Below are 26,016 nucleotides of genomic sequence, written 5' to 3'. Positions count from 1 at the left end.
TTGACGTAACCGCCGATCGCCCGAAAGGTGGACGGGTCTCACAGGTGGTACACAGGATGGCCAGCCACGATGGGAGCCATGCGCACCGTGAAAGCCGAACTCCGCCGGCCCGACGGGCAGCCCGTCCGGGTGCTCGTGGTGGACGACGAGTCCACACTGGCCGAGCTGATGACGATGGCGTTGCGCATGGAGAAGTGGGATGTCCGCACCGCGTTGGACGGCATGTCGGCCGTGCGCACCGCACGGGAGTTCCGGCCGGACGCGGTCGTGCTGGACGTGATGCTGCCCGATTTCGACGGTTTCGAGGTGTTGCGGCGCCTGCGCGCGGACCAGCCGAAGCTGCCGGTGCTGTTCTTGACCGCGCGCGACGCCGTGGAGGACCGCATCACCGGACTCACGGCGGGTGGCGACGACTACGTGACGAAGCCGGTTTCCCCTCGAAGAGGTCGTGCTGCGGTTGCGTGCACTCATGCGGCGCACGGGTGTCACGGAGGAGGACGCGGGCGCACGGCTCGTGGTCGGTGATCTGGCGTTGAACGAGGACACGCGTGAGGTGACGCGTGCGGGTGAGCAGATCTCGTTGACGGTCACGGAGTTCGAGCTGCTGCGCTACCTGATGAGCAACCCGCGCCGGGTGCTGAGCAAGGCGCAGATCCTCGACCGGGTGTGGAGCTACGACTTCGGCGGCCAGGCGAACATCGTCGAGCTGTACATCTCCTACCTGCGCAAGAAGATCGACGCGGGCCGGGCCCCGATGATCCACACGATGCGGGGCGCCGGGTATGTCCTCAAGCCGGCTGCCTAGCCCCCTGCGCCCGAAGACGCTGCGCCCAGGAACCCTGCGCCCAGGATCTCTGCGCCCGAGAACTCTGCGCCCGAGAACTCTGCGGGCCAAGCTGATCGTCGGTCAGATCGCCGTGCTGCTGGCGTTGTCGGTGGGCACCGGCGTGGTCGCGGCGCTGGCGTTGCACGGGTTCCTGACGCACGACCTCGACCGCCAGGTCGGCGAGATGGTGCAACCGGCGGTCGGCCAGCGGGCGCGGGGCATCAACGCGCGCGTCACCGGCGGGAAGGTCGAGGGCACGATCGAGCTGCCGTTCACCAGGACGCAGCCCATGACCGAGTTCCAGCTCCGGCAGCTGACCGGGCTGAGCCCCGGCAACCACACCGTGGACATGGGCGACAAGGGCACGTTCCGCGTCAACGTCGACCAGACGACGATCAAGGGGCTGCCGTCCGGCCCGGTGGACGAGGTCGTGTGGCAGATGGTCTGGCTGCTCGTCGCGCTGACCGCGGCCGGGGTGGCCGCCGCGGCACTGGCCGGTCAGCGGGTCGTCCGGCGCGCGCTCGTGCCGCTCGACCGGGTCGCCGACACCGCCGCCCGCGTCGCCGAGCTGCCGCTGCACTCCGGTGAGGTCGCGCTGGCCGACCGCGTGCCGGAGACCGACCCGGACACCGAGGTCGGCAAGGTCGGGCTCGCGTTGAACCGCATGCTCGGCCACGTCGGTGACGCGCTGAAGGCCCGCCACGACAGCGAGACGCGCGTGCGCCGGTTCGTCGCGGACGCCTCGCACGAGCTGCGCACGCCGCTGGCCGCCATCCGCGGGTAGGCCGAGCTGACCAGGCGTTCCGGTGAGGACGTCTCCCCGCAGGTCGCGCACGCGATGAGCCGGGTGGAGTCCGAGGCGGTGCGGATGACGTCGCTGGTGGAGGACATGCTGCTGCTGGCGCGGCTCGACGACGGCCGGCCGCTGGAACGCGCCGAGGTCGACCTCACGAAGCTCGTGCTGGACGTGGTCGGCGACGCCAGGATCTCCGCGCCGGACCACCTCTGGAGGATCGCGGTGCCCGAGGAGCCCGTGACGGTCACCGGTGACGTGCAACGGCTGCACCAGGTGCTCGGCAACCTGCTGTCCAACGCGCGCACGCACACCCCGCCCGGTACGACCGTCACGACCGGTTTGTCCGTCCACACCGGACGAGTCGAGCTGACCGTCACCGACGACGGGCCCGGCATCCCGGAGGGGCTGGAGGTGTTCGAGCGGTTCGCGCGCGGCGACAGCTCCCGTTCACGCGCCGCCGGCAGCACGGGGCTGGGGTTGTCCATCGTGGCCGCCGTCGTCGGCGCGCATGATGGCGAGGTGTCCGTGCAGAGCGTCCCAGGGCAGACCGCGTTCACCGTCTCGCTGCGGGTCTGAGCTCTCGCCCCACAGCAGCGGCAGCAGGTCGGCGCCACGCCGGAACAGCCACGGAACGCCCTTGACCAGCAACCACGCCACGTGGTGCCACACGGTCAGCTCGCGGCCGCCGGAGCACTCCAGGCTGACCTCGCCGAACCGGTGCCCGCACGCGGTCAGCTCGCCCGCGAACGCCCTGGCCAGCATGCGGTGCCCGAGCTCGGACGGGTGCAGCCGGTCGACCGCCCACGTCCCCAGCTCGTAGGCGCCGGGCAGGGTGTGCAGGTCGACGCAGCGGATCCCGTGCCGGGCCACGACGACGTCGACGACCTGGTTGAGCTCGTCGATGCGGCTCTTGAGCACCCGCCGCAGCCGGCCGGGGAGCTTGAACACCCGGCCCTGGTCGTGGAACCGCACGGTCACCACCGAGCAGCCCGCGGCCGTCAGCTCGCGGCAGATGTGGTCGAGGTCGTTGTGCATCTGGCGCGCCGAGAAGTCCGAGCGCAGCGTGTCGTTGACGCCGGCGATGACCACGGCGGCCTTGGGCCGGTGCTTCAGCGCGAGCGGCAGCTGCAGGCGCCGGACGTCCGCGAGCCGCGCACCGGAGACGGCGAAGTTGCGGTAGCCGTTGTCCTCGTACGCGGACGACATGATGGGGCCGAAGCCGCGCCAACCGCCGGGTACGAGGTCGCCGATCCCCACCGCTGTCGAGTCACCGAGTAGCACCAGCACGTTCCCCAGGATCTTCTGGCCCGGTGATCTCGGAATGACCGTGTGGGAACCGTTCAGCGAAATGCAGGGTAAAGAGGGAGTTCGAGCACCTCAGACCCGTAGCGGTCGACCAGCGCCCCGATCACCGCGTCCGCGTGCGACGCCACGGTCTTCTCCCCCAGCACGAGCGCGTCGGCCCGCAGCCGCACCCACCGCCCGGCGAGCACGACACTGCGCGGCGGCGCGTTGCTGACGCTCGGCATCGGCTTGGACAGCGCCCGCCACGTCGCGAGCCACACCCACAGCAGCTGGGCCTCCAGCAGCCGCGGCAAGAGCACGGCGTCGTCGTCCATCTCCGGCCACACCGACCCGACCTCGGCCCGCCAGGCGGCGACCATGGCCTCCGACATGCCCGGCGGCAGCCCCCACCCGCACCAGCACGACGGGAACGGCACCCGCAGGCAGGCCGCGTCGAACACGATGTCGCGGACGCACCCGCCCTCGAAGTCCACGAACCGCACGCCGCGCGAGGTGACCAGGTGGTTGTCCGGGCACGACGTCGACGGGCTGAACGCCCTGCGCCGCGACGTGCTGAACGCCTTGGCCGCCGCGGCCGCGAACTCGACGGCCTGCGTGGACGTCTCGACGCTGAGCTCGGTGTTCAGCAGTCCCGGTAACCCGGCGAGCGCCGCGTGCACGTCGACCGCGATGGGGTCCTGGCAGCACTGCGCCCCGGCCCTGCGCATCAACGCGTCGAAGTCCGCGTCCCGCCCGGCCGTCGTGGCGTGCAACCGCCCCATGGCGTGCGCCCAGGAGAGCAGCCCGCGCTCGGCGACCCGCGCGTCCTTGCCGTGCAGCTTCTCGGAGAGGCGTGGCGCCCGCCCGAGGTCCTCCAGCACGACCAGCCTGGACGTGCCGTCGTGCGCGAACAGCTCGGGCGTGGCCCGCTCCTCGGCCGGCAACGCCGTCAGCAGCTGGTGGCTGACCGCCTCGTGGGCCCACGGGTCACGGTCACCGGCCGCCGGCGGGTAGCGCTTCACCACCAGCGTGCGGGGCATGGAGAACGGCGAGGAAGCCACTCTGACCCGGATGACGACGGAACGACCGGTACCCCCGAGAGCCTCGGGGTCCGCGAGGCGCACCGTCGCGCCCAGTCGCCTGGTCAGTACCCGCTCGGCAGCCTCGACAGCTTCGACGATCTCCGGTGAAGTCGTGTCGGGAGGGCCCGCGGTGATCTCCACGCTCATCCCCTCCGACCCTACTCCCCATGTCCGTGAGCCCGACCGACGCTAATCCGGCCAAGCGGCGACCACCACCACCGGTTGACAACGGCTCCGGCCGTTTCCGGATCCCCCTCCGAGCTGTGGACGTGTGGAAACACCATCCGTTGCTCGGTACGGGCCGATCAACACCCCAGTTGTTGACTCACGCGTCAATACCGATCAAGTAGCTGCTCGATCGGGCGAACCGGTCCCATGCTGTGAGAAACGCGTGCGGGTGGGTGGGAGGTTGCCCCGCCGGACGATCTTTCTCCCGGTGGGGCGATGTGGGCGGTTTGTTCGGTCCCGCACGGGTTGTGAGGATCGGCCAAACCGCGCCACTCCCGGCCCGGCTCAGCCCTTCTGGTCCGGCTTCGCGTCCACGCCCGCTTCCTTGCGCTGCAACGCCGTGATCGGCGCCGGAGCCGCGGTCAACGGGTCGAACCCGCCGCCGCTCTTCGGGAACGCGATCACCTCGCGGATCGAGTCGACACCCGCGAGCAGCATGCACAGGCGGTCCCAGCCCAGCGCGATGCCGCCGTGGGGCGGGGCGCCGTACTTGAACGCGTCGAGCAGGAAGCCGAACTTCTCCTGCGCCTCCTCGGCGCCGATGCCCATGACGTTGAACGCGCGCTGCTGCACGTCGGCCCGGTGGATACGGATGGAGCCGCCGCCGAGCTCGTTGCCGTTGAGGATCACGTCGTAGGCGTAGGCCAGCGCGTTGCCGGGGTCGGACTCGAAGTTGTCGACCCACTCCGGGGTCGGCGAGGTGAACGCGTGGTGCAGCGCGGTCCACTTGCCGCCGCCGACCGCGACGTCGCCCGCCTCGAGCTTGTCGACGGCCTCGAACATCGGGAAGTCGACGACCCAGGCGAAGGCCCAGGCGTTCTCGTCGATCAGCTGCACGCGGCTGGCGATCTCCACGCGGGCGGCGCCGAGCAGGGCACGGGCGTCGCGGGCCTCACCGGCGGCGAAGAAGATGCAGTCGCCGGGGTTGGCGCCCACGGCCTTGGCCAGGCCGTCGCGCTCGGCGTCGGTGAGGTTCTTCGCGACCGGGCCGCCCAGCGTGCCGTCCTCGCCCACCAGCACGTAGGCGAGGCCCTTGTGCCCGCGCTGCTTGGCGAACTCCTGCCAGCCGTCGAGCGTGCGGCGGGGCTGCGAGGCGCCGCCGGGCATGACGACGGCACCGACGTACGGCGCCTGGAACACGCGGAACGTCGTGTCCTTGAAGTACTCGGTGAGCTCGGTCAGCTCCAGGTCGAAGCGCAGGTCCGGCTTGTCGGAGCCGTACTTCGCCATCGCCTCGGCGTAGGAGATGCGGCGGAACGGCAGCGGCAGCTCGACGCCCTTGGTCTCCTTCCAGATGGCGGCCAGCAGCTTCTCGGTGAGCGCGATGACGTCGTCCTGCTCGACGAAGCTCATCTCGATGTCGAGCTGGGTGAACTCCGGCTGGCGGTCGGCGCGGAAGTCCTCGTCGCGGTAGCAGCGCGCGATCTGGTAGTACCGCTCCAGGCCACCGACCATCAGCAGCTGCTTGAACAGCTGCGGCGACTGCGGCAGCGCGTACCAGGAACCGGGACGCAGGCGGGCGGGCACCAGGAAGTCACGCGCGCCCTCGGGCGTCGACCGGGTCAGGGTCGGGGTCTCGACCTCGACGAACTTCTCGGAGTGCAGCACCTCGCGGGCGATGCGGCTGACCTCGCTGCGCAGCCGGATGGCCTTGGCCGGGGTGGCGCGGCGCAGGTCGAGGTAGCGGTGCTTGAGACGCGCCTCCTCACCCGGCTCGACGTCGCTCTCGACCTGGAACGGCAGCGGCGCGGCCTCGTTGAGCACCTCGAGGTCGCTCACGTAGACCTCGATCGCACCCGTGGGCAGCTCGGGGTTCTCGCTGCCCTCCGGCCGCTTGCTCACCTCGCCGGTGACCTTGATGACGTACTCGCTGCGCAACCGGTGCGCGCGCTCGGCCATCTCGCCCTCGCGGAACACGACCTGGGCCACGCCGCTCGCGTCACGCAGGTCGATGAAGATGACACCGCCGTGATCCCGCCGGCGAGCGACCCACCCGGTGAGGGTGACGGACTGCCCGGCGTGCTCGGCCCGGAGTGACCCGGCCTCGTGCGTGCGCAACACGGTGGTGGCTCCTTGTAGATGACGTCAGCTTTTCCGTCAAGGCTAGCTGGCCGCACCGACAGAATTTCACGCAGGGCTTTTCGCCGGCGGAAGTGATCACCGTTGGCCAGTGGCGCGACTCAGCACCTTGGCGAGGTGATCCACGCTCAGCAGGGCACCTCGCGGCGCCGCCCCCACGCCCCCATACATCCAGTATGAAGACGTGGGGGCGACACCACGATCCACCGGTCTGACCGCGAATTCCCCCGGCAACGTGCTGAGCCACACCACTAGCGTGCAGGCTCATGCGGATCGTGGTCGCCCTGCTGGGCATGCTCGTGCTGTTCGGCGCCGCCGTGTTCGTGATGTTCTTCGGCATCCTCGGCTTCACGCCCACCACGACGTGCAGCGGCACCTGCCAGGTCCCGCTGGTCCTCTCCTTCGTCGCACCCGTCGTGTTCGGTCTGGCGGCCACCTTCGCGACGTGGTTCCGCGCCTTGCAGCGGCCCCGCGCGTACTGGCCGTGGCTCGGGGCGGCGTTGATCCTCGGCACGTACCTGGTCTCGCTGTCAGTCGCGGATCGGGTCCTCTAGCACCGCCCGCAGCCGCTCGTCCTGGTCGAACGCCCGCCACCCACCGGACGACGCCCACCGCCGGTCCGACGCCAGCGCCCGCACCAGCACCTCCGGCCGTTCCCCGACCTCGGCCAACGCCTGCGCCGCCGGCACCATCACCGGCAGGAACCGCCCGTCGTCCAGTCCGGACAGCACCTCGGTGCACACCGGCACAAGATCCCCCACCTCGCCGGTCATCCGCCACCGCGCCCGCCGCGTCGCCACCCGCATCCAGTCGTCCGGCTCGTCCAACGGCAGCAGCGACACGTGTGCAGCCGCCGTGGAACCGATGTCCCCCAACCACTTCACCGTCTGGTGGGTGACCTTGGCGGCGGCGATCAGCTCCGCCGGCCCGCCGCACCGCCACCACGCCCACGCCGCCACGGGCTCACCGGCGGCGAGCTCGGACAGCACCGGCGCCGCCTCCGGCACACCCCACGAGCCCAGGAGAGCGATGAAGTTGGTGCGCCGGAACCCGGAGGCCGCGGCCAGCCGGTCCAGCACCGCGGGCACCAGACCGAAGTCCCGCAACGGCTGCAGCACCTCGTGCGCCGCCGGCAACCACGGCACGTACACCGCCGCGGAGAAGAACTGCTCGACATCGCCGAACCTGTCCAGCCGCGCCACCAGGTCCGGCACCGGCCGCCCGAACCGCGTCAACGCCCAGGCCGCCGCGTCCCCGACGAACTGCCGTTGCCTTCCGACCGGCGTCTCGTCCTCCAGCAACGCCGCGACGTCGTCGGCGTACCCCGCGGCCCGCACGGAACCCAGCAGGTGCAACGCGGTCCACCGCACCCGCGCCGACGGGTCCCGCAACCGCTCACCGAGCAGCGGCAGCACCGTCGCGACCGGCGAACGCCACCGCGTCAGCAGCTCGCCGAGCGCAGTCAGCTGTCCGCGGCGCAGCTCGTCGTCCGCGGGCTCGAACCCGGTCAGCACCGCCGCGTGCTCCGCCGGCCGGTCCTCCAACGCCTCCCTCACGAGGCCCAGGACCCGCGCCGGCCCGCCGACCCACACCGTTCCGCTCCACACCGACAGATCCGCCCGCAGCCCTGGCAGGAACTCCTCCACCGCCGGCGAGCCCGACGCACAGGCGGCCGCCAACCGGACCTGCGGGTCGTCACCACGGAGCTCCCGGACCCACTGCGGCGCGAGCTTCCCCAGCGTCAGCACCAGGTCGAGCCGCACCGCCGGATCGGTCTCGACGTCCCACCGCGCCACCAGCCCGGGCGCGACGGGCCCGCCACCGCACCCCAGCGCCCACAACGCCCCCGACCGCACACCGGGATCGGGGTCGGCGGCCAGGTCCACCAACCGCGGCAGCGCCCGTGCCCACTCGGCCGGCCACCCGTCGTCGACGAACTCCGCCTCCGCCACACCCGCGACCTCCGCGATGTGCCCGATGAGCCGCAACGACGACACGCGCCCCGGCACGGAAGCCGACGACGCCAGCTCCACCGTGAACGGCAACGCCGCCCGCGCCGCCGGACAGACCCACCCGCCCTGGTGGAACAGGCAGTCGTCCAGCTCTGCCCACGGTTCGACCGAGGTGCGGGCGGCTCGCAACAACTCCGGCACGTTCTCCGCCGTCCCGCGGTTGTGTTCCAGCCGTTCCCACGGGATGGTCTCCAGCTCGTCGAGCACGGAGCAAAGACTAGAGCCGGAAACGGAGAAGGCCGCGACTCGAGTCGCGGCCTTCCCCTCAGAGCTCAGCTCACGCGGTCGGCGCGAGGTACAGCAGGCGGTTCGGCGAACCCGAGCCCGGGTTCGTGACCTTCGACGGCGTCGACTGCGCGACCAGGTACGAGGCGACCTGGGCCGGCGTGGCGGCGCGGTTGGTGGACAGGTACCTGGCGGCCGCGCCCGCGACGTGCGGGGTGGCCATCGAGGTGCCCGAGATGGTGCTGGTCGCCGTGTCGGAGGTGCTCCACGACGAGGTGATGGACGAGCCCGGCGCGAAGATGTCGAGCACCGCGCCGAAGTTCGAGTAGGACGCGCGGGCGTCGTTGCGGTCGGTGGCGCCGACGGTGATCGCCTCGGCCACGCGGGCCGGGGAGAAGCCGGAGGCGTTGGCGTTCGAGTTGCCGGCCGCGACCGCGAAGGTCACGCCCTTGGCGATGGCGCTGCGGGTCGCGTTGTCGATCGCGGTGCTGACGCCACCACCCAGCGACAGGTTGGCGACGGCGGGCTTGACGGCGTTGTTGCCGACCCAGTCGATGCCGGCGACGACCTGCGCGGTGGTGCCGGAGCCGGAGTTGTTCAGCACGCGGACGGCGACGACGCGCGCGGCCTTGGCCACGCCGTACTGCGAGCCCGCGATGGTGCCGGCGACGTGCGTGCCGTGGCCGTGGCCGTCCTGCGCGACGTTGTCGTTGTCCACGGCGTCGTAGCCGTTGACAGCGCGGCCGCCGAACGTGCTGTGGCTGATGCGCACACCGGTGTCGACGACGTAGGCGCTGACGCCGGAGCCGGTCGAGGTGTAGCTGTAGGAGCTGTTGAGCGGCAGGTTGCGCTGGTCGATGCGGTCGAGCCCCCACGACGGCGGGTTCGTCTGCGTCGCCTGGACGTGGAACACCTGGTCCTGCTCGACGTACTCGACCGACGGGTCGGCGGCGAGGATGCGCGCCTGCTTCTCCGAGAGCTTCACGTTGAAGCCGCCGAAGGTGGCGTAGTTGCGCTCGACCTTCGCGCCGAAGCGGGAAGCGAGCGACTGGGCGGAGGCCTTGCCCTCCTTCAGCTTCACGATGAAGCTGCCGGAGACCTTCTCGGCGGCGTCGGCCTCGAGGACCTGGCCTTCGGCGGCGGAGGCCGACGGGACCATCAGAACCGACATGGCGAGCGTCGCCACACCGGCACCGGCCAGGAACCGGATCTTTCGCGTCATGGTGTGCATTCCGTTCTTTGCAGGGGAACGAAGCACTTTCGACGCTAGGGAGAGATCCGGTTCCTGCCAAGGGTGTCCTAAAGATTAAGACGGCCTTGCATTGCCGAACAATTCACTTTCACAGCGACGGCGGCCAGTGGAGGAGACGAGTGACGGGTGGTGTTCCCGGAGTGCCCGTGGTAACCAGCGCGTGCTCGACCTGCGCGGGCGTGGCCGCGTTGTTGAACTGCAGGTACCGAGCCGCGACACCGGCCGCGTGCGGAGCGGCCATCGAGGAGCCCGACAGCGTGGCGGTCGCCGTGTCACCGGTGTTCCACGCGGACGGAATGCCCACACCCGGCGCCCAGATGTCCACCAGCGGGCCGTGGTTCGACGACGAGGACTTGGTGTCGGCCTGCGTCGACGCGCCCACGCAGATCGCCTGGGAAACACGCTGTGGTGAGGAGTTCGCGGGGTCGGTGTTGCTGCCGCCCGCCGCGACCGTGAACGAGACACCGGCGGCGATCGCGCGGCGCACGGCGTCGTCCAGTGCCGTGGACGCGCCTCCGCCCAACGACATGTTCGCCACCGCGGGCTTGACGGCGTTGCGCGCCACCCAGTCCACGCCCGCGATCACGCCGGAGATCGTGCCGGAGCCCGAACCGTTCAGCACCCGCACGCCCCACACGGTCGCGCGCTTCGCCACGCCGTGCTTGGTGCCCGCGGCGATGCCGGCGACGTGCGTCCCGTGGCCGTTGTCGTCCTGGGCGACCGCGTCGTTGTCGACGGTGTCCCACCCGTTGCGCGCACGTCCGCCGAAATCGGTGTGCGTCACGCGCAGACCGGTGTCGATGACGTAGATGTTCACGCCGGCGCCGGTGCTGGTGTACTCGTAGCGCTGGTCCAGCGGCAGGGCCCGCTGGTCGATGCGGTCGAGTCCCCACGGCGGGTTGAGCTGCGTGCCGCTGGCGTGCACGATCCCGTCCCGCTCCACATAGGACACGTTCGGGTCGGCCTGGACGGTGCGCAGCTGCCGTGCGGTCAGCCGCGCGCTGTAGCCGTTGAAGACACTGGTGTACCGATGTTCCACCGTGCCCGCGGACGACGCCACGGCGCCGTCCTTCAGCACGACGATGTAGGACGAGGTGGCCGCGGACGCCGGGGCGACCACGACCGCTGCCGCCAGGGCGGCGACTGCCAGCAGGGCTCTCACAGGCAGACTTCCTTTCCTCTGCAGGGAACGGCCCCGGCTCTGGGCAGAGCCGGGGCCGCACATCTCAGGCCGGCGCTCAGCTGGTCGGTGGCCAGTGCAGGAGCCTGGTCGTCGTGTTCGCGCCGGGGTTGGTCACCTTCCCGTCGGTGGCGTTGGAGGTGATCGCGGTCGCCACCTGCGCGGGTGTCACGTTGAAGTTGCCCTGCAGGTACCGCGCCACCACACCGGCGACGTGCGGCGCCGCCATCGAGGTGCCGGAGATCGTGTTCGTGGCGGTGTCACTGGTGTGCCACGCCGAGGTGATGCCGCCGCCGGGTGCGAAGACGTCGACCACCGGGCCGTAGTTGGAGAACGACGACCGGGCGTCGGTGCGGTCGGTCGACCCCACCGTCAGTGCCGCCGCGACGCGCGCGGGCGAGGTGTTGGCCGCGTTGGTGTTGGAGTTGCCGGCCGCGACCGCGAACGACACACCGCGCGTGATCGCGCCCTGCACGGCGTTGTCGAGCGAGGTGTTGGCACCGCCGCCGAGCGACATGTTCGCCACGCGGGCTTGACGTGGTTGGTGGCCACCCAGTTCACGCCCGCGACGACCCCGGAGATCGTGCCGGAGCCGGAGTTGTTGAGCACGCGGACCGCGTGGATGGTCGCCTGCTTCGCGACACCGTGCAGCGTGCCCGCCACGGTGCCGGCAACGTGTGTGCCGTGCCCGTTGCCGTCCTGCGCGACGGCGTCGTTGTCCACGAAGTCGTAGCCGTTGCGGGCCCGGCCGGCGAAGTCGCGGTGGGTGATGCGGACACCGGTGTCGACGATGTAGGCGTTCACGCCCTGGCCGGTGCTGTTGTAGGTGTAGCGCTGGTCGAGCGGCAGGTTGCGCTGGTCGATCCGGTCGAGGCCCCACGACGGCGGGTTCACCTGGGTGGCCTGGACGCGGACGACCTGGTCGCGTTCCACGTACTCGACCGACGGGTCGGCGGCGAGTCTGCGGGCCTGGGCGTCGCTCATGGTGACCGAGAAGCCCTTGAACACCGCGTCGTAGACGTGGCCGACCTGCCCGCCGAAGCGCGAGCCGAGGGTCTGCGCGCTCGCGGTGACCCGGTCGTCCTTCAGCTTGACGATGAAGCTGCCGGCGATGTTCTCTCCGGGCGAGGTGCGGATCTCACCGACCGCCGCGGTGGCGGGGGCCGCGAACGCCGCGATCATGACCGCCGATCCCATCAGGGTTGCTGTCTTGCGCATTGCGTCGTCCTGTTCGTCGCAGGGGTGTGCAGAACCCGATCGGGACCACGGCGGCGTAATAGGCCCGAGATCTGAACTTGCCGAGTTCACAACGGGCGCGAAACCGCCGATCGGCTGTACCGCTTCGTCATTGCTGCCGATAGCCTCTCGTGCTTGACTCCGGGAAACGGAGGGGTGATGCTCGCGATCTACCCACCGCGCGAGGAGCTCGCCGACCTCTTGGTGACGGGTCCGTTCGCGGACGCGTTGCGGGTCGCGATCCAGGTGCGGGGACTCAGTCTCGAACGCCTGCAGCACCGGTTGCGGGTGCGGGGCGCACCGATCAGCGTGACGGCGTTGAGCTACTGGCAGTCGGGTCGCCGCAGACCCGAGCGACCGGAGTCGCTGAGAGCGCTGGCTCATCTCGAGGACGTGCTGGGACTACCGGACACCGCGCTCTCCCGGCTGCTCGGGCCACCTCGGCCGCGGGGCCGTTCGCGCAGGCGGGAGGCACCGCCGCGGTCGCCGTGGGACGGCTCGGGGCTGGTGCTCACCGCGCAGCACGACCGGGTGGACGTCGCGTCCTGCGGCGGCGTGCGCGGGATCAGGACCCGGCAGGTCGTGCAGGCGACGGCGGCCGGTGTGGACCGGTGGATCCTCTGCCAGGAAACGGGTTCGGCGCAGCCCGCGGTGACCGCGATCAGGTCGTGCCGGGTCGGCCGGGTGGCCCGCGAACGCACCAACGGCGTGCTCGTCGCCGAGCTGATGTTCGAGGAACCGCTCTCACCCGACGAATCCGTCGCGATCGAGTACGAATTGATCTACCCGAGTCCGACCGCCGAGCACACGCATTTCCGCCGGTTCGGTGAACGGGTGCACGACTACGTGCTGGAGATCAAATTCCCGTTGGACGCGCCGCCGGTGTCGTGCGAGCGGTTCGCGACCGGTCCGGCGGGCGCGGAAATGTCCGGCGGTGCGCGCCAGGAACCCGTGGACGCCTGGGGTTACGCGCACACCGCCGCGCTCGACTTCGGGCCCGGCCTCTACGGGATGCGCTGGAGCATGCCGGTGACCGCCGCCGTGAACGCCACCCGGTCGTCGACGAACGGGAAGTGACCGGCGCCGGGCTGCACGACGAGCTCGGCGTCGCGGAACAACGCCGCGTACTCCCGCGCGCGGTCGGGCGGCAGTGCGACGTCGTACTCGCCGGCGAGCAGAAGCGTTGGCGCGTCGAGGGTTGCGAGCGCCTTGCGGGTCTGCTCGGGGTCGAGCGCACCCTCGGCGTAGAACTGCCGGGCGCCCTCGTCGTTGCGCGGGTGCTCGTCGAGCGCCCGCGCCTCGTCGTCCCAGCGGCCGTAGGAGAACGGCGCGATCCTCGCGAAGTTCTCCTCGGTCGCGTTGCCCGCCCAGATGTCCTCGAACGCGGCGAACGCCTCGGCGAACCAGGGTTCTCCCCTGCGCTGCTCGGCGACCGCACGGCGGTCGGCGTCGGTGACGTCGATGCCGACGACGCGCGGGCTGGGTGCGACGAGGACGAGGTGCTCGACGTGCTGCGGGTAGCGCTGGGCGTAGAGGACCGCGAGGGTGCCGCCCGCGGAGTGGCCGAGCACGCTGATCCTGTCCAGGCCGAGGTGCTGCCGGAGCGCTTCCACGTCGTCGACCTGGCGGTCGGCGCGGTATGTCCGCGGATCGGCCTCCTGCGACGCACCGGTGCCGCGCAGGTCGAGGACCAGCGTGTCCGGCAGTCCTCCGAGGTCACCGAGGTAGGACGCGTTCTGCATCGGCCCACCCGGCAGGCAGACCAGCGGGTTCGAGCCGCCTGCCGAGTGGTACGCGAGCGTGGTGCCGTCTGAAGTCGTGAAGGTCCCCATGACGGCGCAGTCTGTCAGTAGGAGCGCGGAAGCTTGAGCGAGTTCTGCGCGACGAAGTTCAGGACCATCTCCCTGCTGACGGGCGCGATCCGCGACAGCCGGGACATGCCGAGCATCGACGCGAGGCCGAACTCCGCGGTGAGCCCGTTGCCGCCGTGGGTCTGGATCGCCTGGTCCACGGCGGCCGCGACCGCCTCGCCCGCCGCGTACTTGGCCATGTTCGCGGCCTCACCGGCCTCCTTGTCGCGCCCGCCGTCGTAGAGCGCGGCCGCCTTCTGCGTCATCAGCCTGGCCAGCTCGATCTCGATGTGGATCTTCGCGAGCGGGTGCGCCAGGCCCTGGTGCGCGCCGATCGGCGTGTCCCACACCTGGCGCTGCTTCGCGTAGGTGACGGCCTTGCCGACCGCGAGCCGCGCCGAGCCGGTGGCCATGCTCGCGCCCATGATCCGTTCGGGGTTGAGGCCCGCGAAGACCTGCAGCAGGCCCTGGTCCGGTGAGCCGACGACGGCGTCCGCGGGCAGCCGCACGTCGTCGAAGAACAGCGTGAACTGCTTCTCCGGCGACAGCAGGTCCATCTCGATCTCGTGGTGGGTGAAGCCCTCGGCGTTCGTGGGCACGACGACGAGCACCGGGCCGGTCGCCTGGATGGAGACGACGAGCACGGCGTCGACCTCGTCGATGCCGGAGATGTAGGTCTTGCTGCCGTTGAGGACCCACTCGTCGCCGTCGCGGCGGACGGTGGTCTTGAGCTTGTGCGCGTTGGAGCCCGCGTCCGGCTCGGTGATCGCGAAGGCCATCTTGAGCGTGCCGTCGGCGAAACCGGGCAGCCACTTGGACTTCTGCTCGGCGGTGCCGAACCTGGCGATCACCGTGGCGCAGATCGCCGGTGAGACCACCATGAGCAGCAACGGGCACCCGGCCGCGGCCAGCTCCTCGCACACCGCGGCGAGGTCGCCGATGCCACCGCCACCGCCGCCGTACTCCTCCGGCACCGCGACGCCGAGGTAGCCGAGCTTGCCCGCCTCCTGCCACAGCTCGGTGGTCTTCTCCCCGGCGCGGGCCTTGGCGGCGAAGTACTCGTTGCCGTACTTGGCCCCCAGCTCCGCGACGGCCCTGCGCAGCGCGATCCGCTCTTGCGACTCGACGAAGCTCACGATTCCTCCACCACTGCCAGGACATCTCCGGCGTTGACCTGCTGTGCGCGCTCGACGAGGAGCTCGGCGACGGTGCCCGCGTTGGTCGCGAGCACGCGGTGTTCCATCTTCATGGCCTCCAGCACCAGCAGCTCGGCGCCTGCCTCGACCTGCTGGCCCTGCTCGACGCTGACCCTCACGACCGTGCCCGGCATCGGGGCGACCGTCGCGCCCGGTGCGAGCTTCGTCTGCGGTTCGGGGAAGCGGGGCACGACCCTCAGGGTCAGCGACCCGCGCGGCGAGTCGACCTCGACCAGGTCGTCGTAGCGGGCCACGTGGAACGGGACCCGCACGCCGTCCAGGTCCAGCACGACGGTGTTCTCCGTCGCCTGCCGCGGGTCGTACTCGACCTCGATCAGCTCGTCGCCGTGGAGGAACTTCGCCTTCGGCCGCTGGGAGCGCACGTTGCGCCAGCCGAGCGGCAGGTGCCCGATCCTGCGGGTGGCCGCGTTCGCCAGTGCCGCCGCGAGCGCAAACGGTTGCGGGTCAACGGTCCTGGTGAGGTCGTGCTCGGTCAGGAACCCGGTGTGCGTGTCGCCGTCGAGGAACGCGTCGTGTTCGAGGACGTCGACGAGCAGGCGGCGGTTCGTGACCAGGCCGTGGATCCGCGCGTCGGCGAGGGCGGTCGCGAGCTTGCGGGCGGCGGCCCTGCGGGTCGGCGCGTGCGCGACCACCTTGGCCAGCATGGGGTCGTAGTGCACGGAGACCTCGGAGCCGTCCTCGACGCCGCTGTCGAGCCGGACGTCGCCGGGCACGTGGAACCGGTGCAGGGTGCCGCTGGCCGGACGCCAGTCGTGCGCGGGGTCCTCGGCGTAGAGGCGGACCTCGATGGCGTGGCCCCGGGGTCGCGGCGGTTCCTCCGGCAGCCTGGCGCCTTCCGCGATCCGGAGCTGCCACTCGACCAGGTCGACGCCGTGCACCAGTTCGGTGACCGGGTGCTCGACCTGGAGCCGGGTGTTGACCTCCAGGAAGTGGAAGTCGGTGCCCTTCAACATGAACTCGACCGTGCCCGCGCCGACGTAGCCGATCGACCCGGCGGCGGCCACGGCGGCGGCGAACAGGCGTTCGCGGATCTCGTCGTCGACCGCGGGGCTCGGGGACTCCTCGACGATCTTCTGGTGCCTGCGCTGGATCGAGCACTCGCGTTCGCCGAGCGCCCACACCGTGCCGTGCGTGTCGGCGAGGATCTGCACCTCGACGTGCCGGGCGTGTTCGAGCAGCGGCTCGCAGAACACCGTGGGGTCGCCGAACGCGGACTCGGCCTCGCGGCGGGCGCTGGCGAGTGCGTCGTGGAACTCCGCTTTCTCGCGCACGACCCGCATGCCGCGGCCGCCACCACCGGCCGATGCCTTGATCAGCACCGGGAACTCGGTGACGGTGTCGGGGTCGAGCTCGGGCAGGGTCGGGACTCCGGCGGCCGCCATCCGCTTCTTGGCGGCGACCTTGGAGCCCATGGCCTCGATGGCATCCGGTGCCGGGCCGACCCAGGTGAGACCCGCGGTTTCCACTGCTCGCGCGAAGCCGGCGTTCTCGCTGAGGAAGCCGTAGCCGGGGTGGACGGCGTCGGCGCCGGCGGTGCGTGCCGCTTCGACGAGCAGGTCGGCACGGAGGTAGGTGTCGGTCGGCGAGGCGCCGGGCAGGTGGACCGCGAAGTCGGCCTCGCGGACGTGCGGCGCGGTGGCGTCCGGGTCCGAGAAGACCGCGACCGTGCGGATGCCGTTCGCCTTGCAGGTGCGGATGATGCGGCGGGCGATCTCGCCGCGGTTCGCGATGAGGAGAGTCTTGATCATGTGGCTCTCACATCCGGAAGACGCCGAAGCCGTCGGCGCCCTCGATCGGTCCGCTGTGGACAGCGGAGAGGCAGAGGGCGAGCACGGTCCTGGTGTCGCGCGGGTCGATGACGCCGTCGTCGTAGAGCTTCCCGGACAGGAACGGGGCGAGCGACTGCTCCTCGATCTGCGCCTCCACCATCTTGCGCATGGCGGCGTCGTGCTCCTCGTTGTACTCCTGGCCCTTGGCGATCGCGGCCTGCCTGCCGACGATCGACAGCACGCCGGCGAGCTGCGCGGGGCCCATCACGGCGGACTTGGCGTTGGGCCAGGTGAACAGGAACCGCGGGTCGTAGGCGCGGCCGCACATGCCGTAGTTGCCCGCGCCGTAACTCGCGCCCATGGTGATCGTCAGGTGCGGGACCTTGCTGTTGGAGACGGCGTTGATCATCATCGAGCCGTGCTTGACGATGCCGCCCTGCTCGTACTGCGCGCCGACCATGTAGCCCGTGGTGTTCTGCAGGAAGACCAGCGGGGTGTCGCTCTGGTTGGCGAGCTGGATGAACTGCGTGGCCTTCTGCGACTCCTCGCTGAACAGCACGCCGCGGGCGTTGGCGAGGATGCCGACGGGGTAGCCGTGGATGCGGGCCCAGCCGGTGACGAGGCTGGTGCCGTACAACGGTTTGAACTCGTCGAACCGGGACGCGTCGACGAGCCGGGCGATGACGTCGCGCGGGTCGAACGGGACGCGCTGGTCCTCGCTGACGATGTCGAGGAGGCTGTCCTGGCTGAACCTCGGCTCTTCCGGTTCGTGCGGCCGCGGGCCCTGCTTGCGCCAGTTGAGGTTCGCGACGACGCGGCGGGCCAGCCTGATCGCGTCGGTCTCGTCCTCGGCCACGAAGTCGGCGAGCCCGGACGTGGTGCCGTGCATGGTGGCGCCGCCCAGTGACTCGTCGTCGGCGTCCTCGCCGGTCGCCATCTTGACCAGCGGCGGACCGCCCAGGAACACCTTCGAGCGGTCCTTGATCATGATCACGTGGTCGGACATGCCCGGCACGTACGCGCCGCCTGCCGTGGCGTTGCCGAAGACCGCGGTGATCGTGGGGATGCCGGCCGCACTCAGTCGGGTCAGGTCGCGGAACGCGCGGCCGCCGGGGATGAAGATCTCGCTCTGCGTCGGCAGGTCGGCGCCGCCGGACTCGACGAGGCTGACCAGCGGCAACCGGTTCTGCAGCGCGATGTCGTTGGCCCTGAGGCTCTTTCGCAGTGTGTACGGGTTGCTCGACCCGCCGCGGACGGTCGGGTCGTTGGCGACGATCACGCACTCGACGCCCTCGATGCGCCCGATGCCGGTGACGACACTCGCGCCGACCGGGAAGTCGGTGCCCCAGGCCGCGAGCGCGGACAGCTCCAGGAACGGGCTGTCCTCGTCGACCAGCAGCTCGACGCGTTCCCTGGCGAGGAGCTTGCCGCGCTTGTGGTGCCGTTCGACGTACTTCGGCCCGCCGCCGGCGAGCGCCTTCTCGTGCTCGGCGTCGAGCTGCGCGATCTTCGCGAGCAGCGCCTCCCTGTTGCCCATCAGGCGAACCCCAATCGTCGCGCCGCGAGCTCGGTCATCACCTCGCTCGCACCTCCCCCGATGCCGAGGATGCGGGCGTCCCGGTAGTGGCGCTCCACTTCGGACTCCCGCATGTATCCCATGCCGCCGTGCAGCTGCACCGCCGCGTCCACCACTTCCGCACACGTCTCGACGGCCGCGTTCTTGGCGAAGCAGACCTCCGTGACGCAGTCCTCACCGCGGTTGATCCTGATCGCGGTCTCGCGCGTGTAGGTCCTGGCGAGGTCGATCTTCATGGCCATCTCGGCGAGCCGGTGGCTGACGACCTGCCGTTTGACGAGCGGTTTGCCGAACGTCTCGCGGTTGCGGACCCAACCGACGGTCAGGTCGAGCGCGCGCTGGGCCGTCGCGTACGCCTGGGCCGCCAGGGTGATGCGCTCGACCTGGAACTGCCGCATGATCTGGACGAACCCCTGGTTCTCCTCTCCCACCAGGTTCTTCGCCGGTACCTTGACGTCGTCGAAGTGCAGCTCGGCGGTGTCGCTGCAGTGCCAGCCCATCTTGTCGAGCTTCCTCCTGGTGAAGCCGTCCTCGATCACCAGCAGTGAGATGCCCTGGTAACCGGGTTCGCCGGTGCGGACCGCCGTGGTCACGAAGTCCGCGCGGCAGCCGGAGGTGATGAACGTCTTCGCGCCGTTGACGACGTAGTGGTCGCCTTGTTTCGTCGCCTTGGTCGTGATGGCGGCGACATCGGAACCGGCGCCGGGCTCGGTGACCGCGAGGCTGCCGATCTTCTCGCCGCCGATCGCCGGTTTCGCGAACCTGTCGATGAGGTCCTGGTTGCCGGACTGCCAGATGTGCGGGATGGCGATGCCGAGCGTGAGCAGCGCCGCGATCACCCCCGACGACCCACCGGCCTGGATGACCTCCTCGGTGACGACGACCGAGTCGATCAGGTCGCCGTGCTCGAACCCGATGCCCAGCAGGCCGATCCCCGCCGCCTTCTTGTGCAGCTCGCGCGGCACCTCACCGGCGCGCTCCCACTCGGCGAGGTGCGGGACGATCTCCTTGCAGGTGAAGTTTCGTACGAGGCTGCGCAGCTCCTCGCGCTCGTCGAACAGGTCCTTCGCGATCACAGCAGCGCCTCCGGGATGTCGACCACTCGACTGCGCAACCACTCGCCGAGCGCCTTGGCCTGCGGGTCGAACCGCGTGCTGCTCGCCACGCCCTCACCCAGCAGCCCGTGCAGCACGAAGTTGAGCGCCTTGAGGTTCTTCAGCTCGTACCGGGTGACTTCGTCCGCTTCCGGCAGCAGCTCCTTGAGCCGGTCGGTGGTGAGGGTCTTCTCCAGCCACTCGTACTGCTCTTCCGTGCGAACCCAGACCCCGAGGTTCGCGTCGCCACCTTTGTCACCACTGCGCGCGCCGGCGATCGTGCCCAGCGGCTTCCTCACCGTGCTCACAACAACACCGCCTTCGCACTGACCTCTGCCCGGCTCACGTACGCGGCTTCGTAGACCCCGAACGGCGTGCCGTCACTCGGCGGCGCCGTGACGTGGAACCCGGGGTAGCTCGCCAGCGCCAGCTCGATCGCGGCCCTGCTGAACGCCTTGGCCCGCTTGGGATCGGCTGTCTTGACGGTGACGTGCAGCAGCGCGCTCGCCTGCTCTTCGGTTCCGGCGTCTGCTTGGTCCGTGCGCGCAAGCGTCCAGGTGAGGCCTTCGTCGCCGATGGCGTCGTGCAGCTGCCGCTTGACCAACGCGGCTTTCTCTTCGACCTGGAGTCCGGTGAGGACGAACGTCGTCCCGTTCCTGAACCCGCCCAACGTGTTCAGGCAGACCTTCAGCGTCTCCGGCGGCGGACTCCCCTTGGTCCCGCTGATCTCCACCCCGCGCTCGTGGCTTTGCAACACGACCGTGTCGAAGTGAGTCGTGACGTCCGGCCCGAGGTACTCCGGTGCCCCGATCTCGTACAGCAGCTGCGCCGTGACGGTGTCGACCGTGACCGCTCCGCCCGTGCCTTCGTGCTTGGTGATCAGGCTGCTGCCGTCCTCGCGGACCTCCGCGATCGGAAACCCCGGCCTGGTCACGTCGATCTCGGTGAAGAACGAGTAGTTCCCGCCGGTGGCCTGCGTCCCGCACTCCAGCACGTGCCCCGCGACCGTGGCCCCCGCGAGCCTGTCCCAGTCCTGTCTCCCCCACCCGAAGTGCGCCGCGGCCGGTCCCACCACGAGGCTCGCATCCGTGACCCGCCCGGTCACCACGACCTGCGCCCCCTGCTTCAGGCACTCGGCGATCTCCCACGCCCCGAGGTAGGCGTTGGCCGTGAGGCTCTGCGGGAACTGCGCCTTGAGGTCGTCGCCGGTCACGTACCCGACCTTGGCTTCCCCGACGATCGTCTTGAGCTTGCGCGCCAGCCCCTCGGGGTTGAGCCCACCGGCGTTCGTGACGATCTTGACGCCCTGGTCGAGCGCCAGCCCCAGGCACTCCTCCATCTGCCGGAGGAACGTCTTGGCGTACCCCAGCTCCGGGTCCTTCATCCGGTCGCGCCCGAGGATCAACATGGTGAGCTCGGCCAGGTAGTCCCCGGTCAGCACGTCGAGGTGCCCACCTTCGAGCTGCTCCCGCACCGCGCTGAGCCGGTCGCCGTAGAAGCCGGACGCGTTGCCGATCCTGATCACCACGCGCCGACCTCCGGACGCACCGGGCCCGCTGCGGGCCCACCTCCGCTGGCACGCCCGGCCACCTCCGGCCTCCGCGCGCCGACGCGCCGATCACCCGCTCCTACCGCGGGCCTGCGACCGTTTCCGCGAACGCCCGCGCACCCGGCACCCGCCCACCGCCAGCCTGCAACCGTTTCCGCGAACACCCGCGCGCCCGGCACCGCGCCCACGCGGGCTGCCGACCTCCGACCGCCACCGCGCCAGGCAGCTGCTCCCGCGCTCACCGCCCACCCCCAGGCGGCCCCGCGAACGCCTGCGCGATCGGCACCCACTCCTCGGCCACCGGCCCGGTCGCCTCGATCTTCAGCTGCTCGCGGTTCCTCCGCTGCGTCACCAGGAACGCGAAGTCCAACGCCGGCCCGGTGACCCGGTTCTCCGCGTCCTGCGGCCCCCACGTCCACAACTCCCCGCCCGGCCCGGTGAGCTCGACGCGGATCTCTTGCTCGGGCGCTGCCTTGCCGTTCAACAGGAACGCGAACCCCACCGTCCGCACCCCGATGTGGCACACGTGCCTGATCCGCCGCGTCGGCTCCCGCGTGACCCCGAACGCGTCGGCCACGTCCTGCCCGTGCGCCCAGGTCTCCATGATCCGCGCGGTGGCCATCGAAGCCGGGCTCATCGGCGGCCCGAACCACACGATCTTCCCGCTCGCCGCGGCCAGGTGCTCGCGCAGCTTCGCCCGGCTGTCCCGCCACAGCTCCAGCAGGTCCGGCAGCCCCGCCGCCTCCTCCGCGGTCCGGTCCACGATGTCCGGTGTCAGCGGCTGGGCCTGGAACGCCTCCGGGTCCGTGATCGCCAGGATCGCCGCCTTGTCCGTCCACATGAGATGACCGATCTGGTGCCCGACCGTCCACCCCTGCGCCGGCGTGGGGACCGTCCAGTCCTCGTGCCTCGCCACGAGCTCGTCGAGCTCCCACGACTCGGCGTCGAGGTCGGCCAGCAGTTCCGTGATCACAGCTGCTCCTCCAGGATCCTCGCCCAGTAACGCACCACATGCGCACGCCGCTTGCCGTCGTCGCCGAGCTGGTTCGCCAGCGCCAGGCCGCGGACCAGGTCCAGCGTCGCCTGCACGGCGTCCTTCACCCCCGGCTCGGTGTCGTCGACGTCCAGCAGCTCCAACGCCAGCCCGTAGACCTCGCGCCCCAGCCGCGCCTGCAGGTCCAGCACCTGCTCCCGCAGCTCGGGGTCCGTCCGCGCCGCCACCCACAGCTCCAGGGCCGCGGTGAACAGGTCGCTCGCGTGGAAGTCCGCGATCAGCTCCACCACCGCGTGCGTGCTCTTCTCGGCAACCGCCGCCCGCCGCTTCAACACCTCGACGCTCTCCGCGCCCACGTGTTCCACCGCCGCCGCCACCAGCTCGCCGCGTGTCCGGAAGTGGTGCAGCTGCGCACCGCGGGACACGCCGGCGCGTTCGGCCACCACCGTCGTCGTGGTGCCGGACCAGCCGTGCTCGACCAGGCACTCGACGGTTGCCTCCATGAGCTTGCGCTTGGTCTCGCGGGTGCGGTCGGCTTGCCGCTGCCTGGTCTCCACGTGCCCGAGTGTTCCGGCACACAAACAAACAGTCAAGCTTGCTTGTAAGTGTTCTCAGGTCACACCTCCTCATCTCCCAAGTCCGCACCCACCCGCGTTTCCTCTTTGCGGGGCGGGGACGGTCTGTCGATCGGGACATGAGAAAGACGTGGGCAGGCGTGGATCAGGACGAGCTTCACCCGGCCGAGTGACGCAATACCGTTCCACCTGGGCAAACGGCGAGCCGGAAGACCTGCTCGACGAAACCGCGAGCGTTCCGTACAATGTACGGTATGGCGCACGAAGAGGCCCAGGCGCAGGTGCAGGACTGGTTCACGCGGTGGGACGCGCTCGCCGTCGCGGGCGAGGTCGAGAAGATGGCCGACATGGCCCTGTTCCCGATCAACGCGGTCACCGACGGCTCGGCGACGTCGTGGGACCGGGAGCGCTTCCTCCAGGAGATGGGTGCGCAGGTGGGAGGCGGCGAGGTGCAGATGGAGTCGACCAGGACGCCGCACTTCGTCAACGACAACCTGGTGTTCGTCATCACCGACGGCACGATCAACGGGGTCACGGTGCGGTACGGCGACCTGCTGGTGAAGGTCGGCGAGCAGTGGAAGTTCCAGACGATGGTCCAAGGCGGCTGGAGCTAGAACCGAAACGTTGTACCGGGCCCACCTCGCGGCCCGGTACAACGGAAGCATGATCGCGATGCAGTACGAGATCACGTTGCCGGCCGACTACGACATGGAGATCATCCGCGAACGCGTCCGCACCCGCGGGCACGCGCTGGACGACTTCGAAGGCCTGGGGTTCAAGGCTTACCTGACACGCAACACGCAGTACGCGCCGTTCTACGTCTGGAACACGACGGAAGGGATGGCGAACTTCCTGTACCGCGGCGGCGGCTTCCAGAACATCATCAGGGACTTCGGCCGGCCGACAGTCATGCATTGGCCCGGCACAGCGTTCACCAGAGGTGACGCGAAAGAGGCGAAGTACGCGACACGCACGATCACGAGGCTCGCTCCGGAGGCGAACCCGATCGACGCACTCAGCGACATGAAACTGAACAAGACGCCCGGCCTGCACTCAGCGGCCGTCGGCGTCGATCCGCGCACGTGGGAAGTCGTGCGCTTCGAACTGTGGGAGGAACACCCCGGGGAAGAGGGTGTCTACGAGGTCCTCCACCTGTCGGCGCCGGAGCTCGACAGGATCGGAACGAGCTAGAGCAGGGTCAGCTGTTCCTGGTCGACGCGCGGTGCGGGCACGCCGATCGGCAGGCTGCCGTCCGGCCACACGCCCTCGTCGTCACCGGGCACACCGGTCACGGCTTCCGCCGGGCGGCCGCGCGGTGCCAGGCCGTGCTTCTCGATCAACGGCGTGACCCGCGCAGCCAGCCTGCGGCGGTAGCCCCGGTCCACATAGGACCCGTTGCCGTACAGGTGCCGGTAGGTCTCGATCAGGTCCGGGTGTTCCCGGCGCAACCAGGCCGCGAACCACTCGCGAGCGCCCGGCCGCAGGTGCAGGGGCAGCACGGTCACACCGGTGGCGCCGGCGTCCGCGATCTGCTCCAGCAGGAAGTCCAGCTGTTCCACGGAGTCCGTCAGCTCGGGCAGCACCGGGGCCACGAACACGCCGCACGGCAGGCCGGCCTCGCGCACCTTGCGCACCAGGTCGAGGCGTGCGGCCGGGGTCGGCGTGCCCGGTTCCAGCGAGCGGTGGAGGTCCCGGTCCAGCAGCGCGAGCGAGACGGCGATGCCGACCGGGACCACCTCCGAGGCCGCGACCAGCAGGGGGAGGTCGCGGGCCAGCAGGGTGCCCTTCGTCAGGATCGAGAAGGGGGTGCGGGAGGCGGTCAGGGCCTCGATGATCCCCGGCATCAAGGCGTACCGGCCCTCCGCCCGCTGGTACGGGTCGGTGTTGGTGCCGAGCGCGACGTGCTCCTGCTTCCACTTCGGCGCACGCAGCTGGCGCGAGAGCACTTCGCCGGCGTTGACCTTGACGATCAGCTGGTTGTCGAAGTCGTGGCCCGTGTCGAGGTCGAGGTAGGAGTGCGTCTTGCGGGCGAAGCAGTTGTGGGACACCACCCCGTTCGCGATGAAGTCACCGGTGCCGGTCGTGATGTCGTAAAGCGGCATCTCGCCGAGCTGTTCCACGGACACGACGCCCAGCGGCTGCTGCGACTTGATCGCCACGCCGTCGATGTCGCGCTTGCGGGTGATCGCCGGGTCGACGAGGTGGAAGAAGCGCAGGTTCTCGCGCAGGCCGCCGCGCAGTCGCACGACCCGCACGCCGCGGCGGCGGCGCAGCTCCTCGATCGCGAAGTCGAAGTGGAAGTGCTTCAACGCCAGGCAGATCGCCTCGATCACGGTGGCGTTGCGGGTGGACAGGCGCAGGATGCTGCGCGAGCAGGTGCCGAGGTAGTCGAACGCACCCGCGAGGAATCCCTTGAGCCAGTCGGGGTTCGGGGCTATCTGCCAGTGCGCGAGCTCGCGCACTTGGTGCAGAAATCCCCTCCCTTCTCGCACACCGAAGTAGTCGAGGTACTCGCGGGTGCGGTCCATGGCCTCGATGTCGGCCAGGGGGATGCGGAACTCGTGCTCGTCCTCGACCATGCCGCGCAGGTAGCCGCGGCGGTAGTCGTCGGTGACGGTGGGCTGCTCGACGAAAGCCCCCGTGCCCATGAGCTTGTTGCCGGTCGTGAGGTGCGGGCGGCGGCCGGTGCCGGCGGTCTCACCGGTCACGTGCTTCCAGCCGCGGTCGGTCAGGAACCGGTGGTCGCCGGACGCGACGACGGAGGTGCCGTCCTCCAGCGTGAGGCGGTAGCCGACCTTCTCGGTCTCCCACTGCGCCAAGACCGTGGTGAGCTTGTAGCGGCGGTAGTTGCCGACGAGCTCGGTGCCGTAGATCTGGTCGCCCGCGCGCAGTTCGGACAGCGGCTTGGTGCGGCCGTCGCCCATCAGGATCGGGGTGTCGCCGGCCATGCAGTACGTGCAGGCGTGTGAACATCCCCGGTACGGGTTGACGGTCCACGAGAAGGGCAACGACGAACCCGGTACCCCGTTGAGCACGGATTTGGCGCGGACCTCGTGGAACACCACGTCCGCGAACTCCGGAGTTCGTACGCTGCGCACCAGTCCCGGTAGCCCCGGTAGTGCCTGTTGTGGCTCTGCCTCGAGTTTCTGCCCGTCCCATCGCACACCTCGATTCGAACACATGTTCGAACAC

General features: G+C 70.3%; 18 protein-coding genes and 5 pseudogenes. 6 read left to right on the top strand and 17 right to left on the bottom strand.

Going from position 1 to position 26,016, the window contains the following annotated elements; all coding sequences use genetic code 11:
• Positions 1-69: 69 nt before the first annotated feature.
• Together BBK82_RS25870 and BBK82_RS56765 are read left to right on the top strand one after the other, a co-directional pair.
• Positions 70-805: pseudogene (locus BBK82_RS25870) on the top strand (response regulator transcription factor).
• Positions 806-884: 79 nt separating this feature from the next.
• Positions 885-2,198, top strand: a pseudogene (locus BBK82_RS56765) (sensor histidine kinase).
• 231 nt (positions 2,199-2,429) lie between these two features.
• Here the strand turns inward: BBK82_RS56765 and BBK82_RS54320 are convergent.
• The 3 genes and pseudogenes from BBK82_RS54320 to aspS form a co-directional block, all read right to left on the bottom strand.
• A pseudogene (locus tag BBK82_RS54320) lies at positions 2,430-2,879 on the bottom strand (GDSL-type esterase/lipase family protein); the annotation flags it as partial.
• An 83-nt stretch (positions 2,880-2,962) separates the two neighbouring features.
• Entirely contained in the window at positions 2,963-4,135 is a 1,173-nt protein-coding gene (locus BBK82_RS25860; RefSeq protein ID WP_065917329.1) for a hypothetical protein, read from the bottom strand.
• A gap of 366 nt (positions 4,136-4,501) precedes the next feature.
• Positions 4,502-6,277 carry an aspartate--tRNA ligase gene (aspS, locus tag BBK82_RS25855; protein ID WP_065917328.1) on the bottom strand — a complete coding sequence of 592 codons (1,776 nt, stop codon included), beginning with the start codon at positions 6,275-6,277 and terminating at the stop codon, positions 4,502-4,504.
• 284 nt (positions 6,278-6,561) lie between these two features.
• Between aspS and BBK82_RS25850 the strand changes: the two genes are divergently transcribed.
• Positions 6,562-6,849, top strand: coding sequence for a hypothetical protein (locus BBK82_RS25850; protein ID WP_065917327.1), 288 nt, complete (start codon positions 6,562-6,564; stop codon positions 6,847-6,849).
• Here BBK82_RS25850 and BBK82_RS25845 read toward each other — a convergent pair.
• The 5 genes and pseudogenes from BBK82_RS25845 to BBK82_RS55600 all read right to left on the bottom strand — a co-directional run.
• Entirely contained in the window at positions 6,826-8,514 is a 1,689-nt protein-coding gene (locus BBK82_RS25845; protein WP_065917326.1) for a hypothetical protein, read from the bottom strand. The two genes, BBK82_RS25850 and BBK82_RS25845, sit on opposite strands and share 24 nt — an antisense overlap.
• Before the next feature lie 70 nt (positions 8,515-8,584).
• Positions 8,585-9,763, bottom strand: a complete 1,179-nt coding sequence (locus BBK82_RS25840) for a S8 family peptidase (protein ID WP_065917325.1) — start codon at positions 9,761-9,763, stop codon at positions 8,585-8,587.
• A gap of 109 nt (positions 9,764-9,872) precedes the next feature.
• A complete protein-coding gene (locus tag BBK82_RS25835) occupies positions 9,873-11,009 on the bottom strand; it encodes a S8 family peptidase (protein ID WP_083268149.1) in 1,137 nt (378 codons plus the stop codon).
• 13 nt (positions 11,010-11,022) lie between these two features.
• Entirely contained in the window at positions 11,023-11,481 is a 459-nt protein-coding gene (locus BBK82_RS55605) for a S8 family serine peptidase (protein ID WP_250637370.1), read from the bottom strand.
• A gap of 89 nt (positions 11,482-11,570) precedes the next feature.
• Positions 11,571-11,948, bottom strand: a pseudogene (locus tag BBK82_RS55600) (S8 family serine peptidase); the annotation flags it as partial.
• 411 nt (positions 11,949-12,359) lie between these two features.
• Here BBK82_RS55600 and BBK82_RS25825 point away from each other — a divergent pair.
• Positions 12,360-13,277 carry a helix-turn-helix domain-containing protein gene (locus BBK82_RS25825; protein ID WP_154697493.1) on the top strand — a complete coding sequence of 306 codons (918 nt, stop codon included), beginning with the start codon at positions 12,360-12,362 and terminating at the stop codon, positions 13,275-13,277.
• Here BBK82_RS25825 and BBK82_RS25820 read toward each other — a convergent pair.
• The 8 genes and pseudogenes from BBK82_RS25820 to BBK82_RS54310 form a co-directional block, all read right to left on the bottom strand.
• Complete coding sequence (locus tag BBK82_RS25820) at positions 13,205-14,032, bottom strand: alpha/beta fold hydrolase (RefSeq protein ID WP_065917322.1); 828 nt, start codon at positions 14,030-14,032, stop codon at positions 13,205-13,207. The two genes, BBK82_RS25825 and BBK82_RS25820, sit on opposite strands and share 73 nt — an antisense overlap.
• 14 nt (positions 14,033-14,046) lie before the next feature.
• The gene (locus BBK82_RS25815; RefSeq protein WP_065917321.1) at positions 14,047-15,186 is read right to left on the bottom strand and encodes an acyl-CoA dehydrogenase family protein; all 1,140 of its coding nucleotides are present in this window, start codon (positions 15,184-15,186) and stop codon (positions 14,047-14,049) included.
• A complete protein-coding gene (locus BBK82_RS25810) occupies positions 15,183-17,015 on the bottom strand; it encodes an acetyl/propionyl/methylcrotonyl-CoA carboxylase subunit alpha (protein WP_065917320.1) in 1,833 nt (610 codons plus the stop codon). Before BBK82_RS25810 ends, BBK82_RS25815 begins: the two co-directional genes overlap by 4 nt.
• 7 nt (positions 17,016-17,022) lie before the next feature.
• Entirely contained in the window at positions 17,023-18,573 is a 1,551-nt protein-coding gene (locus tag BBK82_RS25805; RefSeq protein ID WP_065917319.1) for an acyl-CoA carboxylase subunit beta, read from the bottom strand.
• Positions 18,573-19,688 (bottom strand): acyl-CoA dehydrogenase family protein, encoded by a 1,116-nt coding sequence (locus BBK82_RS25800; protein WP_065917318.1) that lies wholly within the window; start codon positions 19,686-19,688, stop codon positions 18,573-18,575. The genes BBK82_RS25805 and BBK82_RS25800 overlap by 1 nt, the downstream gene beginning before the upstream one ends.
• A pseudogene (locus BBK82_RS25795) lies at positions 19,685-21,234 on the bottom strand (acyclic terpene utilization AtuA family protein). Before BBK82_RS25795 ends, BBK82_RS25800 begins: the two are co-directional and overlap by 4 nt.
• Positions 21,235-21,493: 259 nt before the next feature.
• Complete coding sequence (locus tag BBK82_RS54315) at positions 21,494-22,228, bottom strand: TIGR03084 family metal-binding protein (RefSeq protein ID WP_065917317.1); 735 nt, start codon at positions 22,226-22,228, stop codon at positions 21,494-21,496.
• Complete coding sequence (locus BBK82_RS54310) at positions 22,225-22,752, bottom strand: TetR/AcrR family transcriptional regulator (RefSeq protein ID WP_418287522.1); 528 nt, start codon at positions 22,750-22,752, stop codon at positions 22,225-22,227. Before BBK82_RS54310 ends, BBK82_RS54315 begins: the two co-directional genes overlap by 4 nt.
• 326 nt (positions 22,753-23,078) lie before the next feature.
• Between BBK82_RS54310 and BBK82_RS25780 the strand changes: the two genes are divergently transcribed.
• Together BBK82_RS25780 and BBK82_RS25775 are read left to right on the top strand one after the other, a co-directional pair.
• Positions 23,079-23,438: a hypothetical protein gene (locus BBK82_RS25780; RefSeq protein WP_065917315.1), complete on the top strand. Its 360-nt coding sequence runs from the start codon at positions 23,079-23,081 to the stop codon at positions 23,436-23,438.
• Positions 23,439-23,487: 49 nt separating this feature from the next.
• Positions 23,488-24,015, top strand: coding sequence for a DUF4865 family protein (locus BBK82_RS25775; protein WP_065921347.1), 528 nt, complete (start codon positions 23,488-23,490; stop codon positions 24,013-24,015).
• Here the strand turns inward: BBK82_RS25775 and BBK82_RS25770 are convergent.
• Positions 24,012-26,006: an intein-containing Rv2578c family radical SAM protein gene (locus tag BBK82_RS25770; protein WP_071812667.1), complete on the bottom strand. Its 1,995-nt coding sequence runs from the start codon at positions 26,004-26,006 to the stop codon at positions 24,012-24,014. The genes BBK82_RS25775 and BBK82_RS25770 overlap by 4 nt on opposite strands.
• Positions 26,007-26,016 lie beyond the last annotated feature (10 nt).

The organism is Lentzea guizhouensis (assembly GCF_001701025.1).
Lineage (GTDB): Bacteria > Actinomycetota > Actinomycetes > Mycobacteriales > Pseudonocardiaceae > Lentzea > Lentzea guizhouensis.
This window is presented reverse-complemented; position numbering and strand designations above follow the sequence as displayed.